This is a genomic window from Pseudomonas sp. UBA6562, assembly GCF_002434265.1.
GTDB lineage: Bacteria > Pseudomonadota > Gammaproteobacteria > Pseudomonadales > Pseudomonadaceae > Aquipseudomonas.
This window is the reverse complement of sequence record NZ_DJJS01000006.1, coordinates 22,306-40,674: the sequence shown is the minus strand read 5'-3', so window position 1 is coordinate 40,674 and position 18,369 is coordinate 22,306. Positions and strand designations below refer to the sequence as shown.

At 63.1% G+C, this 18,369-nt stretch carries 13 protein-coding genes; 6 read left to right on the top strand and 7 right to left on the bottom strand.

Annotated features, from left to right (window positions below):
- Positions 1-18 precede the first annotated feature (18 nt).
- The 6 genes from infB (at position 19) to B4M43_RS07860 (ending at position 7,418) form a co-directional block, all read left to right on the top strand.
- On the top strand, positions 19-2,544 hold the full coding sequence (gene infB, locus B4M43_RS07885) for a translation initiation factor IF-2 (protein WP_296265826.1): 2,526 nt from the start codon (positions 19-21) through the stop codon (positions 2,542-2,544).
- A 115-nt stretch (positions 2,545-2,659) separates the two neighbouring features.
- Positions 2,660-3,061 carry a 30S ribosome-binding factor RbfA gene (rbfA, locus tag B4M43_RS07880; RefSeq protein WP_296265823.1) on the top strand — a complete coding sequence of 134 codons (402 nt, stop codon included), beginning with the start codon at positions 2,660-2,662 and terminating at the stop codon, positions 3,059-3,061.
- A gap of 3 nt (positions 3,062-3,064) precedes the next feature.
- Positions 3,065-3,982, top strand: a complete 918-nt coding sequence (gene truB, locus B4M43_RS07875; protein ID WP_296265821.1) for a tRNA pseudouridine(55) synthase TruB — start codon at positions 3,065-3,067, stop codon at positions 3,980-3,982.
- Positions 3,983-4,171: 189 nt separating this feature from the next.
- Complete coding sequence (gene rpsO / locus B4M43_RS07870; RefSeq protein WP_296265820.1) at positions 4,172-4,441, top strand: 30S ribosomal protein S15; 270 nt, start codon at positions 4,172-4,174, stop codon at positions 4,439-4,441.
- Between the two features lie 249 nt (positions 4,442-4,690).
- On the top strand, positions 4,691-6,796 hold the full coding sequence (gene pnp / locus B4M43_RS07865) for a polyribonucleotide nucleotidyltransferase (protein ID WP_296265818.1): 2,106 nt from the start codon (positions 4,691-4,693) through the stop codon (positions 6,794-6,796).
- Positions 6,797-7,058: 262 nt separating this feature from the next.
- On the top strand, positions 7,059-7,418 hold the full coding sequence (locus B4M43_RS07860) for a BON domain-containing protein (RefSeq protein ID WP_296265816.1): 360 nt from the start codon (positions 7,059-7,061) through the stop codon (positions 7,416-7,418).
- A gap of 88 nt (positions 7,419-7,506) precedes the next feature.
- Here the strand turns inward: B4M43_RS07860 and B4M43_RS07855 are convergent, their stop codons facing one another.
- The 7 genes from B4M43_RS07855 to B4M43_RS07825 form a co-directional block, all read right to left on the bottom strand.
- Positions 7,507-10,437, bottom strand: a complete 2,931-nt coding sequence (locus tag B4M43_RS07855) for a DUF748 domain-containing protein (RefSeq protein WP_296265814.1) — start codon at positions 10,435-10,437, stop codon at positions 7,507-7,509.
- A 222-nt stretch (positions 10,438-10,659) separates the two neighbouring features.
- Positions 10,660-12,324, bottom strand: a complete 1,665-nt coding sequence (pgi, locus tag B4M43_RS07850) for a glucose-6-phosphate isomerase (protein ID WP_296265812.1) — start codon at positions 12,322-12,324, stop codon at positions 10,660-10,662.
- A 138-nt stretch (positions 12,325-12,462) separates the two neighbouring features.
- Positions 12,463-13,326, bottom strand: coding sequence for a pantoate--beta-alanine ligase (gene panC, locus B4M43_RS07845; RefSeq protein ID WP_296265810.1), 864 nt, complete (start codon positions 13,324-13,326; stop codon positions 12,463-12,465).
- Positions 13,323-14,123 carry a 3-methyl-2-oxobutanoate hydroxymethyltransferase gene (panB, locus tag B4M43_RS07840; RefSeq protein WP_296265808.1) on the bottom strand — a complete coding sequence of 267 codons (801 nt, stop codon included), beginning with the start codon at positions 14,121-14,123 and terminating at the stop codon, positions 13,323-13,325. Before panB ends, panC begins: the two co-directional genes overlap by 4 nt.
- A gap of 240 nt (positions 14,124-14,363) precedes the next feature.
- On the bottom strand, positions 14,364-14,843 hold the full coding sequence (folK, locus tag B4M43_RS07835) for a 2-amino-4-hydroxy-6-hydroxymethyldihydropteridine diphosphokinase (protein WP_296265806.1): 480 nt from the start codon (positions 14,841-14,843) through the stop codon (positions 14,364-14,366).
- A complete protein-coding gene (locus tag B4M43_RS07830; protein ID WP_296265804.1) occupies positions 14,840-16,225 on the bottom strand; it encodes a polynucleotide adenylyltransferase PcnB in 1,386 nt (461 codons plus the stop codon). Before B4M43_RS07830 ends, folK begins: the two co-directional genes overlap by 4 nt.
- A 694-nt stretch (positions 16,226-16,919) precedes the next feature.
- Positions 16,920-18,368: a sigma-54-dependent transcriptional regulator gene (locus tag B4M43_RS07825; RefSeq protein ID WP_296265802.1), complete on the bottom strand. Its 1,449-nt coding sequence runs from the start codon at positions 18,366-18,368 to the stop codon at positions 16,920-16,922.
- Position 18,369: the final 1 nt, after the last annotated feature.

Here is an 18,369-nt window from a genome sequence, read left to right as displayed (position 1 = left end):
GCCTGAGGAGAGAAATGCATGACGCAAGTCACGGTGAAAGAACTGGCCCAAGAGGTCGAGGCACCGGTAGAGCGCCTGCTGCAGCAGATGCGTGAGGCGGGCCTACCGCACACCGACGCCGGTCAGGTAGTGACCGACAATGAGAAGCAGGTCCTGCTGACTCATTTGAAAAGCAGCCACAAAAGCAAGGCGCAGGAACCGCGCAAGATCACCTTGCAGCGCAAGACCACCAGCACCCTGCGTGTGGCCGGTAGCAAGAGCATCAGCGTAGAAGTACGCAAGAAGAAAGTATTCGTTCAGCGCAGCCCTGAAGAAATCCAGGCCGAGCAGAAGCGTGAGCTCGAAGAGCGCCGTGCGGCGGAAAACGCCGAGCGCGCCAAGAGCGAAGCGCAGAACCAGCAGCGCGCCGAAGAGCAGAACCGTCGTCAGGCCGCCGAGGCACCTGCCTCCGCACCTGCCGCCAAGCCTGCTGCTGCACCGGCAGCGCCAGCCGTGGCCAACGCGCCGGTGTCCGACGACGCCGCTGCACGTGCCGCCGAGCGCAAGAAGGACGAGACCCGTCGCAACGAGACGCGCACCCGTGAAGACGACCGCCGTGGTGGCGAGCGTCGTGGTGAAGCGCCGCGCGTGTCGATCAAAGTCAAGGTGAAGGAAAAGGAGAAGGCGCCGACCCCGCGCGCCGCTCCACGCACCACCGACGAAGAGAGCGATGGCGCGCGTCGCGGCCGTGGCGGCAAAGGCAAGCTGAAGAAGCGCAATCAGCATGGCTTCCAGAGCCCGACCGGTCCGCTCGTGCGTGACGTCACCATCGGTGAGACCATCACCGTGTCCGAACTTGCCCAGCAGATGTCGGTCAAGGGCGCGGAAGTCGTCAAGTTCATGTTCAAGATGGGCACTCCGGTGACCATCAACCAGGTGCTGGATCAGGAAACTGCCCAGCTGATCGCCGAAGAGCTGGGCCACAAGGTCACGCTGATCAGCGACAGCGCGCTGGAAGATTCCCTGGCCGAGTCGCTGAAGTTCGAAGGCGTGGTCGAATCCCGTGCGCCGGTCGTGACCGTCATGGGCCACGTCGACCACGGCAAGACCTCGCTGCTCGACTACATCCGTCGCGCCAAGGTCGCTGCGGGCGAGGCCGGTGGCATCACCCAGCACATCGGTGCCTACCACGTCGAAACCGACCGTGGCATGGTCACCTTCCTCGACACCCCGGGTCACGCCGCGTTTACCCAAATGCGTGCCCGTGGTGCCAAGGCGACCGACATCGTCATCCTGGTGGTGGCGGCCGACGACGGTGTCATGCCGCAGACCCGCGAAGCGGTGCAGCATGCCAAGGCGGCCGGCGTTCCGCTGGTGGTCGCGGTGAACAAGATCGACAAGCCGGGTGCCGACCTCGATCGCATTCGCAACGAGCTGTCCGTCGAAGGCGTGACCTCCGAGGACTGGGGTGGCGACACGCCTTTCGTCAAGGTTTCGGCCAAGATGGGCACCGGTGTCGACGAACTGCTCGAAGCCGTGTTGCTGCAAGCCGAGATCCTCGAGCTCAACGCCACGCCGACCGCGCCTGGTCGCGGTGTGGTGGTCGAATCGCGCCTGGACAAGGGCCGCGGCCCGGTCGCTACCATCCTGGTTCAGGACGGTACGCTGCGTCAGGGCGACATGGTCCTGTGCGGTTCCAACTATGGCCGCGTGCGTGCCATGCTCGACGAGAACGGCAAGCCTGTGAAGGAAGCCGGCCCGTCCATCCCGGTCGAGATTCTCGGCCTGGACGGCACTCCGGAAGCCGGTGACGAGCTGTCGGTAGTGGCTGACGAGAAGAAAGCCCGCGAAGTCGCCATGTTCCGCCAAGGCAAGTACCGCGAGGTCAAGCTGGCCCGTGCGCACGCCGGCAAGCTGGAGAACATCTTCGAGACCATGGGTCAGGAAGAGAAGAAGACCCTCAACATCGTGCTCAAGACCGATGTGCGTGGCTCGCTCGAGGCGCTGCAAGGCTCGCTCGGCGGCCTGGGCAACGACGAAGTGCAGGTGCGTGTGGTCGGTGGCGGCGTCGGTGGTATCACCGAGAGCGATGCCAACCTGGCGCTGGCCTCCAACGCTGTACTGTTCGGCTTCAACGTGCGTGCCGATGCCGGTGCGCGCAAGATCGTCGAGCAGGAAGGTCTGGACATGCGTTACTACAACGTGATCTACGACATCATCGAAGACGTCAAGAAAGCGTTGACCGGCATGCTCGGCAGCGATGTTCGCGAGAACATCCTGGGCGTCGCCGAAGTGCGCGACGTGTTCCGTTCGCCGAAGTTCGGCGCCATCGCTGGCTGCATGGTCATCGAAGGTATCGTCTATCGCAACCGTCCGATCCGCGTGCTGCGCGACGACGTGGTGATCTTCGAAGGCGAGCTGGAATCGCTGCGTCGCTTCAAGGACGATGCTGCCGAAGTGCGTAACGGCATGGAGTGCGGTATTGGCGTCAAGAGCTACAACGACGTCAAGGTCGGCGACAAGATCGAAGTGTTCGAGAAAGTCCAGGTGGCCCGTACCCTGTAAGGGTCGTGCCGGGCGCAGCCTCCGCGTGATCGCGGCAGGCAGCGCCTCACCAGGTAACGCCCGGTCAGGCTCGCGCCTCGCCGGGCGTTTGCCGCTTTAGATACAGGTAGCAAGAATGGCCAAAGAATATAGCCGTACCCAACGTATTGGCGATCAGATGCAGCGCGAGCTGGCCGAGCTGATCCGCCGTGAAGTCAAGGACCCGCGTGTCGGGCTGGTCACCATCACCGCCGTCGACGTCAGCCGCGACGTCGGTCACGCCAAGGTGTTCATCACCGTCATGGGCGACGATGACGACGGTACCGCCGTGGCTCAGAGCCTCAAGGCCCTGAACAGCGCCGCCAGTTTCCTGCGCCTCCACCTGGGCCGCGCGATGCAGTTGCGCAGCGTGCCGCAGTTGCACTTCCACTACGACGAGAGCGTCAGCCGTGGCGTCCATCTGTCGGCGTTGATCGAACGCGCCGTGGCCGAAGACCGTCTGCACCAGGCAGACGAACCGGACGTCGACAAGGAGTAAGCGGTGGCCCAGGTCAAACGTATTCGCCGTAACGTCAGCGGCATCATCCTGCTCGACAAGCCGCTGGGGTTCACCTCCAACGCGGCCCTGCAGAAAGTCCGTTGGTTGCTCAACGCGGAGAAGGCCGGCCATACCGGTAGCCTCGATCCGTTGGCCACCGGCGTATTGCCCCTGTGTTTCGGCGAAGCGACCAAGTTTTCGCAATACCTGCTCGATTCCGACAAGGGCTACGAGACGGTCATGCAGCTGGGGCAGACCACCAACACCGGCGACGCCGAAGGCGAGGTGTTGCAGACCCGCGAAGTGACCGTTGGTCGCGCCGACATCGAAGCGGCCCTGCCGGCGTTTCGGGGGCCGATCAGCCAGATACCGCCCATGTACTCGGCACTCAAGCGTGACGGGCAGCCGCTGTACAAGTTGGCGCGTGCCGGAGAGGTAGTGGAGCGCGAGCCGCGTTCTGTTACTATTACGCGCCTCGAACTGCTCGAGAGCGAAGGCAGCCGCGCGCGGCTGTCGGTGGGCTGCACCAAAGGCACTTATATTCGCACCCTGGTCGAAGACCTGGGCGAAGCCTTGGGTTGCGGCGCGTACGTCGCCGAGCTGCGTCGGACCCACGCCGGGCCGTTCGAATTGGCGCAGACCGTTACCCTCGAAGCGTTGGAGCAAGCTCACGCCGAAGGCGGCAACGAAGCGCTCGACCGCTTCCTGATGCCATCGGACAGCGGTCTTTTGCATTGGCCGCTGGTATGCTTGTCGGCCAATAGCGCGTTTTACTGGCTGCACGGTCAACCCGTGCGAGCACCCGAATCGCCGCAGTTCGGCATGGTTCGGGTACAGGACGACAGCGGTCGCTTCCTCGGTATCGGCGAAGTGAGCGAAGACGGGCGCATCGCGCCGCGTCGATTGATTCGGTCCGAGTGATTCGGTCGGATAGACTCGGTCGAAATGATTCGGCCAGACTGGCCGAAACCACAGGCCAGGGCCTCGGCCCGAACCTGTGGATGAAAGGGTGGCTGTTAATAGGCGCGGTCATGCCTTCTTTATTAATACGGGGTTTTCCCCCGGCCTATTGGAATCCGCTTGCGGGTTCCGTTCATCAGGAGAAGCCAAATGGCACTCAGCGTCGAAGAAAAAGCTCAGATCGTTGCCGACTATCAGCAAGCCGCCGGTGACACCGGTAGCCCGGAAGTGCAGGTTGCTCTGCTGACCGCCAACATCAACAAGCTGCAAGGCCACTTCAAGGCCAACGACAAAGACCACCACTCCCGTCGTGGTCTGATTCGTATGGTCAACCAGCGTCGTAAGCTGCTGGACTACCTGAAGGGCAAAGACACCACGCGTTACAGCACCCTGATCGGTCGTCTGGGCCTGCGTCGCTAATAGCGGCCTGGCCAGTGGTGTGCGGGGCGTGTCGCCATCTTTGGCAGTGCTGGACATCAGCATCGCCGTCGGATACGCCCGGCATCTCTTCGAGGTTGGCAGCCTGAGCCTGTCGTGCGGTTTTCCCGCGCGGCAGTCAGGCTCCCAGCCTCGTGTTGTATCTGGACGGTCAACGGGGCCGATTCCCTGTTCTGCCCAAGAATTCGCAAGAAACCAGTTCCCCCAGAGCCATTGAAAAGGTAGGAAACCGTGAACCCGGTAATCAAGAAATTCCAGTTCGGTCAGTCGACCGTTACGCTAGAAACCGGCCGCATTGCCCGTCAGGCAAGCGGCGCCGTGCTGGTCACCGTCGATAACGATGTCACCGTGCTGGTGACCGTGGTCGGTGCCAAGCAAGCCGATCCAGGCAAGGGCTTCTTCCCTCTGTCGGTGCACTACCAGGAAAAAACCTACGCTGCCGGCAAGATCCCTGGCGGCTTCTTCAAGCGCGAAGGCCGTCCTTCCGAGAAAGAGACCCTGACCTCGCGCCTGATCGACCGTCCGATCCGTCCGCTGTTCCCGGAAGGCTTCATGAACGAAGTGCAGGTCGTCTGCACCGTGGTCTCCACTAGCAAGAAGACCGATCCGGACATCGCTGCGATGATCGGCACCTCGGCCGCCCTGGCCATCTCCGGCATTCCGTTCGAAGGCCCGATCGGCGCTGCCCGTGTCGCGTTCCATGAAAGCACCGGCTACCTGCTCAACCCCACCTACGAGCAACTGGCCGCCTCGAGCCTGGACATGGTCGTCGCCGGTACCGCTGACGCCGTGCTGATGGTCGAATCCGAAGCCCAAGAGCTGACCGAAGACCAGATGTTGGGTGCAGTACTGTTCGCCCACGACGAATTCCAGTCGGTCATCAAGGCCGTCAAAGAGCTGGCCGCCGAAGCTGCCAAGCCGACCTGGGACTGGAAACCTGCCGTCGCCAACACCGAACTGTTCGACGCCATCCGTGCCGAGTTCGGCGCAGCCGTTTCCGAAGGCTACACCATCACCGTCAAGGCCGACCGCTATGCTCGTCTGGGCGAGCTGCGCGATCAGGCGATCGCCAAGTTCTCCGGCGAAGAAGGCCAGCCTTCGGCTGCCCAGGTCAAAGAGATCTTCGGCGAAATCGAATACCGCACCGTTCGCGAAAACATCGTCAACGGCAAGCCGCGTATCGACGGTCGTGACACCAAGACCGTGCGTCCGCTGAACATCGAAGTCGGTGTTCTGCCCAAGACCCACGGCTCGGCCCTGTTCACCCGTGGCGAGACCCAGGCCCTGGTCGTCGCGACCCTGGGTACCGCGCGTGACGCACAGCTGCTCGACACCCTCGAAGGCGAGAAGAAAGACCCCTTCATGCTGCACTACAACTTCCCACCGTTCTCGGTGGGCGAGTGTGGCCGCATGGGCGGTGCAGGCCGTCGCGAAATCGGTCACGGCCGTCTGGCCCGCCGTTCGGTCCAGGCCATGCTGCCGGGCGCCGACGTCTTCCCGTACACCATCCGCGTCGTCTCGGAAATCACCGAGTCCAACGGTTCCAGCTCCATGGCCTCGGTCTGCGGCGCTTCCCTGGCCCTGATGGACGCCGGTGTGCCGATGAAGGCACCGGTCGCCGGTATCGCCATGGGCCTGGTCAAGGAAGGTGAGAAGTTCGCCATCCTCACCGACATCCTCGGTGACGAAGACCACCTGGGCGACATGGACTTCAAAGTGGCCGGTACCGCCAAAGGCGTCACTGCGCTGCAGATGGACATCAAGATCAACGGCATCACCGAAGAGATCATGGAGATCGCCCTGGGCCAAGCCCTGGAAGCGCGCCTGAACATCCTCGGTCAGATGAACCAGATCATCGGCCAGTCGCGTACCGAACTGTCGGCCAACGCACCGACCATGATCGCGATGAAGATCGACACCGACAAGATCCGTGACGTCATCGGCAAAGGCGGCGCGACCATCCGCGCCATCTGCGAAGAGACCAAGGCGTCGATCGACATTGAAGACGATGGCTCGATCAAGATCTTCGGCGAAACCAAGGATGCGGCCGAAGCGGCACGTCAACGCGTACTGGGCATCACGGCCGAGGCCGAAATCGGCAAGATCTATGTCGGCAAGGTCGAGCGAATCGTCGACTTCGGTGCCTTCGTCAACATCCTGCCGGGCAAAGACGGTCTGGTGCACATCTCCATGCTCAGCAACGAGCGCGTAGAGAAAGTCACCGACGTGCTCAAGGAAGGCGAGGAAGTCGAAGTACTGGTACTGGACGTGGACAACCGCGGCCGTATCAAGCTGTCGATCAAAGATGTGGCGGCGGCGAAATCCTCCGGCGTGTAAGCGTGATCGTGCGGTAAATCGAAAGGGCCCCAGCGGGGCCCTTTCTTTTTGCCTGTCGTTTTTATTCGCGGACTTGCATCTTGCATGCAGGATTTGACGACGGCTTGCAAAATGCACGAACGTACCAATCCATAAAAATGCTAACTACTTGTTTTAATTGAGATTTATTAAATTTTGAACCTGGCACAGCCTCTGCAATCTATTTAGTTACCTGCAGCCGGAAACCACGGCGCAGACTTTTCGAAAAACAGGAGTGTCTTGTATGAAGAAGTTCGCTATCGCTGCCGCCGCTGCTACCGCTCTGACCCTGACCATGACCAACGCGGCTTTCGCTGCCCAGCAAACTTCCCAGGCCCCGCTGATGATGGCGGCCGGTGAAGTCACCAAGGCCAAGCAAGAAACCAGCGACACCTGGATCACCACCAAGGTCAAGGCTGACCTGCTGACCGAGAAAGGCATCCCAGGTTCGGACATCACCGTTGAAACCACCCACGGTGTAGTTGCATTGTCCACCAACGATGGCGTTACCCTGACCGAAGCCCAGAAAACCACCGCCGTTGCTATCACCAAGAAAATCAAAGGCGTGAAGAGCGTCACCACCGAAGCGCTGAAAACTCAGTAAGCTTCTGGTTTGGCCCGATGGATCGGGCCACATGAAAAACCCGGCACTCGTGCCGGGTTTTTTGCATCTCAGGGAATGGCCATACCCCTCATTCCACGTCCAAATGCAACGGCGTGACGACTCGGCCATCGCTCTGCGCTTGCCCCAGGGTCGTATCGACGAAGTACACCCGGTCGTCGCTCAGCCCACCTTTGTCGACCAGGTAGTCCTTGATGCTACTGGCTCGGTCCTGCCCGAGTTGGCGCTGGAGCGTGGCGCTTTCCGACCAGAACTTCAGCACGGCCTCGCGCAACTGCAGCGTACGCTGCTCACGGCTCAATCGTTCCCATTGCGGCGGCGGTTGCTGTTTTAGGCGCAGGCGATAGATGCCTTCGAGCATGGCGGGCTTGTCGTCTTCGCTGACGACCAGCATGGACGCATTGGCCGGCACCTTGTCACCGCGCCTTTGCAAGATCTTGTACCAAGTGGCCTGGTACTCGCGCTCCAGGCGTTGACGTGCCAAGAGCGGCCCGTCGCTGGATTGCGCACTGGTACCTTCTATCTCCAGACGCAGCTGCGGCCGCGCCTTGAGGCCAGCAGCCAGTTTGTCCAGCGCAGCGCGCGCATCGCCGGCCAGTTCGCTGGAGCCAGGCGCGAAGGCCACGGTACTGAGGTCTTGCGACTGTCCGCCGGCTACCAAGCTACCGATGAGCTTGAACGGCGACTGCACGGCGCGCAGGGCCAGGTTGCGCAGGGTCTGCCACACGATCGGCATCACGCTGAACTGCGGATTGTTGAGGTCGCCCGACACCGGCAGTTTCAGGGAGATCTTGCCATGGCTGTCCTTGAGCAGCGCTACGGCCAGGCGGATCGGCAGGTCGACCGCATCGGGGCTGTCGACCCGGTCGCCCAATTGCAATTGCTCGACTTCGACGGTGTTCTCCGCCTGCAGCCGACCCTGGGTGATGACGTAGTGCAAATCGAGGTTGAGCCGACCCTTGCGAATGCGGTAACCGGCGAATTTGCCGGAGTAGGGCGTCAATGTGGTCAGCTCGACGCGGCGGAAGCTGGCGGCGATGTCGAGGCTGTCCATCGGGTCGAAGGGGTTCAGCGCACCGTGGACGATCACCGGCGCGTAACGGTCCACCTTGCCCTGGATGTCCACGCTGGCAGGTAGGGAGCGACGATTGTCGATAGTGCCGACCATGCCGTTGAGTTGCTGCGCGGCGGTGGCGAAGTTCGGCGTCAGGGTGAGGTCGGCGAAATTGGCCGAACCGTCCTTGATGTCGATCCGACCGATCCGAATGCTCAGCGGCTTGTCGGCGGGTTTGGCCGGCTGCGCGGGCGTGGAGGCGGCCTGGGCGCCGGCAGGTTGGGGGATCAACAGGTCATCGATGTTGGTGGTGCGGTCTTCGTTGATGATGAAGCGCGCGTAGGGCTGCTGCAGCGTCACCTTGTCGATCGACAGCGCATCGCCGTGCACGTAACGAATACCGTCGGCATCGACCTGCTGCCATTTGACCAGGTCGCGGTTCTTGATCGTGTCGAGAGTGTGCAACTGGTCGACTTGCGCCTTGCCGCTGACGGTCAATGCCAAGGGATCGACGCTGGCCAGCTCGACCTTGAGCTGGCTGTCGAGCATGCCACTGCGCAGTTCCAGAAGGATGTAAGGGTTGATGTAAGCCTGGGCGATACGCAGGTCGATGTCCTGGGTGCTGACATCGAGGTTGGCACTGACCGGTGCCAGATTGACCTGGCCGGCCGCTTGCAGCTTGCCTTGCTTGCCGACGCCGGTGTCGAGCTTGAGCTCGAACGGCGAGCCGTTGAGGCTATCGTAGCCACGCATCGTCAGGTTGAGCGGGCCGACGTCCAGGGCTACCGGCTCTTTCTGCCGACGGTCCTGCAAGTGGATCAGCGCGTTGTGTGTCTGTACGTCTTTGAGCAGCACCTGCCACGGCTTAGCCGGCGCCGAAGCCTGGGTGCGGGCAGGCTCGGCCGTTGCAGGTACGTGCTTGCCCTTGGTCGAGGGCGCACTCGGCTGGCTGGCGAACAGCGCCTGCCAATCCAGCTGACCGTCGGGTTGGAGGGCGGCCCAGGTTTCCAGCTTTTCGCTACGGACCTTGCCCACGATGACGCGCTGCTTGGCCAGGTCGAGGGTGGCGTCGCTGACGTCGAGGCTGGCCAGGCGCGCCAGGGGTCGACCATCGGGCGCTTTGATGGCGAACGGCGCTATGCGCAGGGACGCCTTGTCGAGCAGCAGCTCGGTGCCTTTGGCGAAATTGAGGCGGTAATGCGTGTCGAGGCTCAGGACGCCGTCTTGCAGCACCAGGGGCAGGCTGTCGCGTATGTAGGGCCACCACAGCTTCATCTTGGCATCGGTGATCTTCAATGTGCCTTCGGAGGCGAAGGGCGCCAGGCCGAGGCTGCCTTGCCAGTCGATGCGCCCGCCGGCTGGGCTTTTCGCCACCAGCGTCATGTCGGCGCTGTCATCGGCCAGGGTGCTCAAGTTGTTCAGCTCGAGATTCATCGAGTCGTAGAGAAACTCGATCGGCTCGCTGGGGCGCAGGTCCTTGAAGTGCACGTAGCCTTCGCTGATCGCCAGGTTGCCAACGCGCAGCGGGAAGGGGTCGCTGGCCGGCTCGTCAGGCTTGGAAGGGCTGGGCGGGACGTTGAACAATTGCGCCAGGTTGAGGTGCCCGTCCTTGGCGAACACCACCTCACCGCGTGGCTTGTCCAGCGCTACGGCGTCCAGGTGCAGCATGCCGCGCCAGAGGCTGTCCAGTTGCAGGTTCGCGTACAGCCGCTCGAAGCCCAGCTGCGGTTTGCCGGGCTCGCCGATCTCCAACCCCCAGAGGGTCAGTTCGAAGCTGAAGGGATTGAACTCAATGCGTTGCAGGTGGGCAGGCGCGGTGGCGTACTGGGCCAGTTGCTGGTTGGCGATGCGCAGGGCGATGCCTGGCAGTACCAGAAAGCCCAACAGGCTGTAGAGGGCCACCAAGGCCAGCACGGTGCCAAAGGCGCGGGTCAATGCTCTGAGCATGCGGGGCATCATCAGGTCGCGGGCGGGAGTGGTTGGAGTATGGCATGGGGTAGCGGTTCCGCGGCAACTGCACAAAGACTTGCAATTCCCGTCGCGTTCGACGTGTGGAGTGCTTGCCGTGCGCTTCCCATTGGCGCAAAGCGGAGCGTCGGTCAGCCGCCAGGCCGGCTGTGGGAAACGAAAACGGGCGCCGAAGCGCCCGTACCGGTCCAGCCAACGACTTCAGCCGCGGTGACGGCTGCGGAAGTAGTTGATCAGGCCTTGGGTCGAACCATCTTCGGCGTGTTTCTCTTCGGCGCCGACAAGACGCTCGTAGACGCCCTTGCCCAGCTCCTTGCCCAGCTCGACGCCCCACTGGTCGAAAGCGTTGATGCCCCACACCACGCTCTGCACGAACACCTTGTGCTCGTACATCGCCACCAGCGCGCCAAGGCGGCGCGGGCTGATACGTTCGACCACCAAGGTATTGCTCGGACGGTTGCCCGGAATCACCTTGTGCGGCGCCAGCTTGTCGATGTCCGCTTCGTTCATGCCCTTGGCGCGCAACTCGGCTTCGGCTTCAGCGCGGGTCTTGCCCTGCATCAGCGCCTGGCTCTGCGACAGGCAGTTGGCGTACAGCCACTGGTGATGGTCGGCCACCGGGTTGAAGCTCACCACCGGCACGATGAAGTCGGCGGGAATCAGGTGGGTGCCTTGGTGCAGCAGCTGGTGGTAGGCGTGTTGACCGTTGCAGCCCACGCCGCCCCAGATCACCGGCCCGGTGCTGACCGGCACGGGCGAGCCGTCTTGCAGCACGCTCTTGCCGTTGGACTCCATGTCCAGCTGTTGCAAGTGCTTGGTGATGTTACGCAGGTAGTGGTCGTACGGCAGGATGGCGTGGCTGTCCGCGCCCCAGAAGTTGCCGTACCACACGCCCAGCAGGGCCAGCAGCACAGGCATGTTCTGCTCGAACGGCGCGCTCTGGAAATGCTGGTCCATGGTGTAGGCGCCGGACAGCAGCTCTTTGAAGTTGGCGGTGCCGATGGCCAGGGCGATCGGCAGGCCGATGGCCGACCACAGCGAATAGCGCCCGCCGACCCAATCCCACATCGGGAAGATGTTTTCTTCGCGGATGCCAAAGGCCATGGCCGCCTGCTTGTTGCTGGACACGGCGATGAAGTGGCGATAGAGCTCGGCTTCCGAGCCGCCCTGGGCCAGGTACCAAGTGCGCGCCGCAATGGCGTTCTTCAGGGTTTCCAGCGTGTTGAACGACTTGGACGAGACGATGAACAGCGTGGTTTCGGCGCGTAGCTTGGCCGAGAGTTCGTGGAACTCGCTGCCGTCGATGTTGGCCAGGTAATGGCAGCGCACGCCGCGCTGGGCGTAGGGCAGCAACGCTTCGGAGACCAGCTCCGGGCCCAGGAAGGAGCCGCCGATGCCGATATTGACTACGTCGGTGATCGGCTTTTCGGTATAGCCGCGCCACAGGCCGTCATGGATGCGCGTCACCAGCTCGGTCATCTGGTTGAGGACCTTGTGCACCTCGGGCATCACGTTGACGCCGTTGACGTCCAGCTTGTCGCCCACCGGACGGCGCAGGGCGGTGTGTAGCACCGGGCGACCTTCGGAGGTGTTGATGATCTCGCCGCTGAACATCGCCTTGATGGCATCGGCCAGACCGACCTGCTCGGCCAGCTCCACCAAATGGGTGCGGGTCTGCTCGGTGATCAGGTTTTTCGAGTAGTCGAGGAACAGGCCACAGCTGCTCAGGGAGAACTGGTCGAAGCGCTGTGGGTCGGCATTGAAGGCGTCACGCATGCTGAAGTCTTGCAGCGCTTCGCGATGCTGCTGGAGCGCCTGCCAGGCCGGCAGGGTCGTTACATCATGAGGAGTGCGGTAATACGCCATTGCGAATGAGTTCCTGGGTACAAGTTGCTGCGTTGGACAGTGGCTGTCCGCGGCAGTTGCGAGCCGTCGTGCAGTATAGGCAATCCTGATTCGATCGAGCGGGAAACGCAGCACAGGGCGTCTGCGCTGCCTACCAGTTCAGGCGCTGGGCTGCTCCAGATGTACGTAGAGGTTGTCGATCAGCCGTGTGTTCCCCAGGAAAGCGGCGACCAGAACGACCAGGTCGCGGTCGTCCAGTTGCGCTGGGCGCAGCGACAGCGCGTGGCGCACTTCCAGGTAATCGGTGCGCAAGCCCGCCGCCTCCAGCTGTGCCCGGCCTTCGTCCAGCAGGGCTTGATAGTCGCGGCGGCCGCGGCGCAGGCCTTCGGCGACCTGGGTGAGCGTGCGGTACACCGCTGGGGCGATCGCGCGCTGCGCCTCGCTGAGGTAGCCGTTGCGCGACGACAGGGCCAGGCCGTCCTCGGCGCGCACGGTCGGTTCGCCGAAGATCTGGATGGGCATGTTGAGGTCGCGGACCATGGCGCGAATCACGGCCAGTTGCTGGTAGTCCTTTTCACCGAAGACGGCGAGATCGGGCTGGACCATGTTGAACAGCTTGTTGACCACGGTGGCCACGCCCTCGAAGTGTCCCGGCCGGCTTGCGCCGCACAGGCCTTCGGACAGCTGCGCCACGCTGACGCGGGTCTGCGCGACGGTGCCTTCGGGGTACATTTCTTCCACGGTGGGGGCGAACAACAGGTTGCAACCGGCCTCCAGCAGGCGCGCCTGGTCGGCGACCAGGGTGCGTGGGTAGCTGGCCAGGTCTTCGTTGGCGCCGAACTGCAGCGGGTTGACGAAAATGCTGGCGACCACGAAATCGGCGCGTTGTGCGGCTTTGGTCACCAGCGCGGCATGGCCGCTGTGCAGATTGCCCATGGTCGGCACGAAACCGATGCGTTTGCCTTCCCCACGTGCGCGCGCCACGGCGGCGCGCAGCTCACGGACGGTCTTGACTGTATTCATGCGCTGAACCCATGTTCGCTGGCTGGGAAACTGACGTCCTTGACTGCCGCGACGTATGCGGCAAGGGCGCCTTGAATGTCTTGCTGGCCTACCATGAAGTTCTTCACGAAGCGCGCCACGCGCCCGCTCAGCGACAGGCCGAGCATGTCGTGCAGCACCAGGACCTGGCCGTCGGTGCCGCTGCCGGCGCCGATGCCGATCACCGGAATGCTCACCGCCTGGCTGATCTCGCTGGCCAGAGCGCTGGGCACGCATTCGAGCAGCAGCATCGCGGCACCGGCCCGTTCCAGCGCCTGGGCATCCCGGCGCAGCTGCTCGGCTTGGGCCTCCTGACGACCTTGCACCTTATAGCCGCCGAACACGTTGACCGCTTGCGGCGTCAACCCCAGGTGCGCGCACACGGGTACGCCGCGTTGGGCCAGCAGGGTGATGGTTTCGGCCAGCCACGCCGCGCCTTCGATCTTGACCATGTGCGCACCGGCCTGCATCAGCGTGGCGCTGTTGGCCAGGGCCTGCTCGCAGGTGGCATGGGCCATGAACGGCAGGTCGGCCAGAATCAGCGCCCCGGCGTTGCCGCGTTTGACGCAGGCGGTGTGGTAGGCCATGTCGGCGGTGGAGACCGGCAGGGTGCTGTCGTGCCCTTGCAGGACCATGCCCAGCGAGTCCCCCACCAGCAGCACCTCGACGCCTGCCTCGCTCGCCGCCTTGGCGAAGGTGGCGTCATAGCAGGTCAGCATGGTGATCTTTTCACCTTTGGCTTTCAGGCCGTTGAGGGTCGTCAGGGTCACAGCGGGCATGTCGAAAATCCTCGTTCAGGCCCTGAGGCGACGACTGCGGATGCAAGGGTCGCCGTTCGCTCAGGGCGCTACATCGTCGTTCGCGATGTTCATTGCCGGCCGTCTACGGCCAAAGACTGTTGGCACCGGGGTGCCGCGGGAGGCCTATAGTCGTGACGCGAGGGAGGGAAGTCAATCACCTGTTACCGGCCCGTTACAGGCAAGGTGTTACGCCTGTTACCGCTTGCGCACGCGACGTTTCTACAGGCGTTCGAGGCCGACGAAGGGGCAGGCGGCGAGACGCTGGGCGAGGGTGCTGCCGTCGGCGAGCAGGGTCTGCGCGGGCAGCAGTTCGGCGAGGGGATAGAGCACGAAGGGGCGCAGGTGCATCTGCACATGGGGCACTTGCAGGCGCGGCAGGTCGATGCGGCGTTCACCGAACAACAGGATGTCCAGGTCGAGGGTGCGCGGCCCCCAGCGCTCGGCGCGGACACGGCCTTGCTCGTTTTCCACCGCTTGCAGCGCATCGAGCAGCGCCAACGGCTCGAGTGCCGTGTCCAGGGCGGCCACGGCGTTGGTGTAGCGTGGCTGGCCGGGCAGCAGCGAGTCGCTGGCGTAGAAGGCCGACACGCCCGCTAGGCGTGTGTCTGGCAACTGTTCCAAGGCTTGCAACGCGCTACGCAGTTGGCCGGCCGGGTCGGCCAGGTTGCTGCCCAGACCAATGTAGGCGCGGGTGCTCACTCGAAGGCCTCGTCGTCGCCTTGTTTGCGCTTGCTGTTGCTGCGCTTGCGCTTGCGTGGAGCGGCCCCGTCTTCGCTGCGCCCGCCCAGCTCGCGGATCATCTCGCGGCGGGTGCCGTCGTGGGCTTCCTGATAATCCGTCCACCACTGGCCGAGGTCGTCGGTCTGCTCGCCTGCGCTTTCGCGCAGCAGCAGGAAGTCGTAGCCGGCGCGGAAGCGGGGGTTGTCCAGCAACTGGTCGGCACGCTTGCCGCTGCGCCGTGGCAGGCGTTCCTGCATGTCCCAGATTTCCCGGATCGGCAGGGTGAAGCGCTTGGGCACGGCGATGCGCTGGCACTGCTCGACGATCAACTCGTGGGCCGCGCCGTTCATGGCCGGAATCGGCGGCACGCCTTGGTTCTGCAGGAACAGCACGCGCGCGGGCAGGGCTGGCCAGAGCAAGGCCGCATAGAGGAAGGCCGGCGTCACCGGTTTGCCCTGGGCGACGCGCAAGTCGGTGTTGGCCAAGGCCTGGCTGATCAGCGTGTGGGTATAGCTTGGCCGGTCTTCCAACGCCTGGGCACTGGCTGGGAACAGCGGCTCGAACAGTTCGAGGTCGACCAGCATCTCGAAGACCATCGCGCCTTGCCCGGACAGGAACAGCTTGAGGCTTTCCTCGAACAGCCGCGCTGGCGGGATTTCACGCAGCAGGGGTGCCAGTTCGCGAATCGGCGCCACAGTGTGCTTTTCGATGCCGAAGTTGAGCTTGGCGGCGAAACGCACGGCGCGCAGCATGCGTACCGGGTCTTCCTGGTAACGGTGGGTCGGATCGCCGATCAGGCGCAGCAAGCGGTTGCGGATGTCGTGCACGCCGTTGGCGTAATCGAGAATGCGCTCGTTGACCGGATCGTAGTACAGGGCGTTGATGGTGAAGTCGCGGCGCTGCGCGTCTTCTTCCAAAGTGCCATAGACGTTGTCGCGCAGGATGCGGCCGCTGGCGTTGTGCGAAGAGCGGTGGCTGTCGGCCTGGTCTTCGTCGGAGTGGGGCGCACGGAAGGTGGCGACTTCGATGATCTCGCGGCCGAACTGGATATGCACCAGTTTGAAACGGCGCCCGATGATGCGCGCGTTACGGAACTCGGCGCGTACCTGCTCGGGTGTGGCGCTGGTGGCGACGTCGAAGTCCTTGGGCGTGATGCCCAGGAGCAGGTCGCGTACGCAACCGCCGACCAGGTAAGCCTGGTAGCCCGCGCTTTGCAGGCGCTCGACGATGCCGACCGCATGGCGGCTGAACTGGCTGCGTTGCAGCGAGTGCTGGCTCTTGTGGATCACCTCGGGTGTGGTGCGCACGTGATGTTGACCTGGTACCGGGGGGCGGAAAGACTGGAACAGCTTCTTCAGCATGGGATGCACTGTTTGAAGGAATGTTCGGCCAGCAATAGGGGAATGGCCGCATGATGGGCGGGGATTCTAGCATTTACTCGGAGAATGGTGTAGGCGGTGTGCTGAAGACACTGAAGGGGGAGAAACGACATGGGGAGCCTAAGCTCCCCATCAAGTCGTTGCGTACGCTCTTGTTGTTATTTTTACGGGCTTCTTGTTTTTGTCGAGTGCCCAGTCCACCCAGCTTGGCTGGTGAACGATCCCTATCGGAAGGGATTAAGAGCAAACGGATTGCTTTGATCGTTGAGCTGTACCGACCTAAAGGTCCAACCAGTTCAGGCGCTGCTTTTTAGTGCAGTTTTTGTTGTTCTCTGCCTGGTCATGGGGCAAGCCCCGGATACAACGCGTCTCCAAAAGAATCAGTTAGCTGCGCCTCCGCCGTGTTGTTCTTGTTATGCGTGAGCCGTTTCGTATTGTTTTTATTATGGGTTGCGGTGCTTGTTATTGTTCTTGTACCGAACATATTGCAGGCAGCGTGCCAACTTTGGTCAAGGCCCGTAGAACCTGGGTTTGAGGTGAGCCAGAACGGCTTGGTGACGGTTTGGAATAAGCATATTCGTTACCGTTCGCCTCGGAAGATGTTACGTCGTGTAAGGCGGGTAACAGGTTTTTGAGGGGGGTAGCAGGCGCGGCCTGTGCCGCACCTGAAAGACAATCACTGTTCGCTGGTGGCGCTGCTCTTGCGCCGCGGAATGCCCAGGCGCTGGCGCCGCTCCCACAGGCACTTGCGGCTCACGCCCAGTTTGCGGGCCAGTTCGGTCTCGGTCATGTGGTCCTGGTGCTCGAGCACGAAGTGGTGGAAGTAGTCTTCCAGCGACAGGTCTTCGCTAGGATCATGGCTGGCGTTACCGCTCACTGCCCCCGAAGACGGCAGTTGATCCAGCGGGTCGCCGTCTTCGAGGTCGGCCAGTTCGATGTCGATCCCCAGCAGCTCGGCAGAGATTTCCGGGCTTTCGCTCAAAATCACCGAGCGCTCCACGGCGTTTTCCAGTTCGCGCACGTTGCCCGGCCAACTGTAATGACGGATGGCTTGCTCGGCCTCGGCAGAGAACGTCAGGTCATCGCGGCCGATGCGCGCGCGTTGGCGGGCGAGGAAGGCGTGGGCGATCTCGTTGACGTCGCTGCCGCGCTCGCGCAGCGCCGGCAGTTTCAGCGCGATGACATGCAGCCGGTAGTACAGGTCTTCACGGAACTGGCCGGCCTTGGCCAGGCTTTTTAAGTCGCGGTGGGTCGCAGCGATCAGGCGCACGTCGACCTTCTGCGATTGCACCGAACCCACCCGGCGAATCTCGCCTTCCTGCAGGACGCGCAGCAGGCGCGCTTGCGCCTCCAGCGGCAGTTCGCCGATTTCGTCGAGGAACAGCGTGCCGCCGTCGGCCGCTTCGACCAGGCCGGCACGTCCCGCACTGGCGCCGGTGAAGGCGCCCTTTTCGTGGCCGAACAGCTCGGATTCGATCAGCGTTTCCGGAATGGCCGCACAGTTCACCGAGATCATGGGCGCCTTGGCGCGCCGCGAAAGGTTGTGCAGTGCCCGCGCAACCAGCTCCTTGCCGGTACCGGACTCACCCTGGATCAGCACATTGGAGTCGGTGGGCGCCACTTTGCGGATCTTGCCGAACAGGTCGAGCATCGGTGCACAGGCGCCGATGATGCCGATCTCGCCCGAGGCGTTGCCGGCAACGCTCTTGTCCGCCGCAGCCGATTTGCCCGTGCTGCGCGGTTCGGCCGATGCGCCGGCGGGGGCGACGGCTTTGGGGCGGTCGCGCAGGATACGCGCCACGGCCTGCAGCATTTCATCGTGGTCGAAGGGTTTGGCGATGTAGTCCACCGCACCCATCTTCATCGAGTCCACGGCCGAGCGCAGGCTGGCGTAACTGGTCATGATCAGCACCGGGGTGCCCTCGCCGAGCTTGATCAGCTCGGTGCCGGGCGCGCCCGGCAGGCGCAGGTCGCTGACGATCAGGTCGAACGTGGCGATGCTGAACTGCGCCTGGGCATCCTGTACCGAACCTGCCTCGCTCACTTGATACTGGTTCCTTTCGAGCAGGCGTCGCAAGGCCGAGCGGATGATGGTTTCGTCTTCGACGATCAGAATATGCGGCATG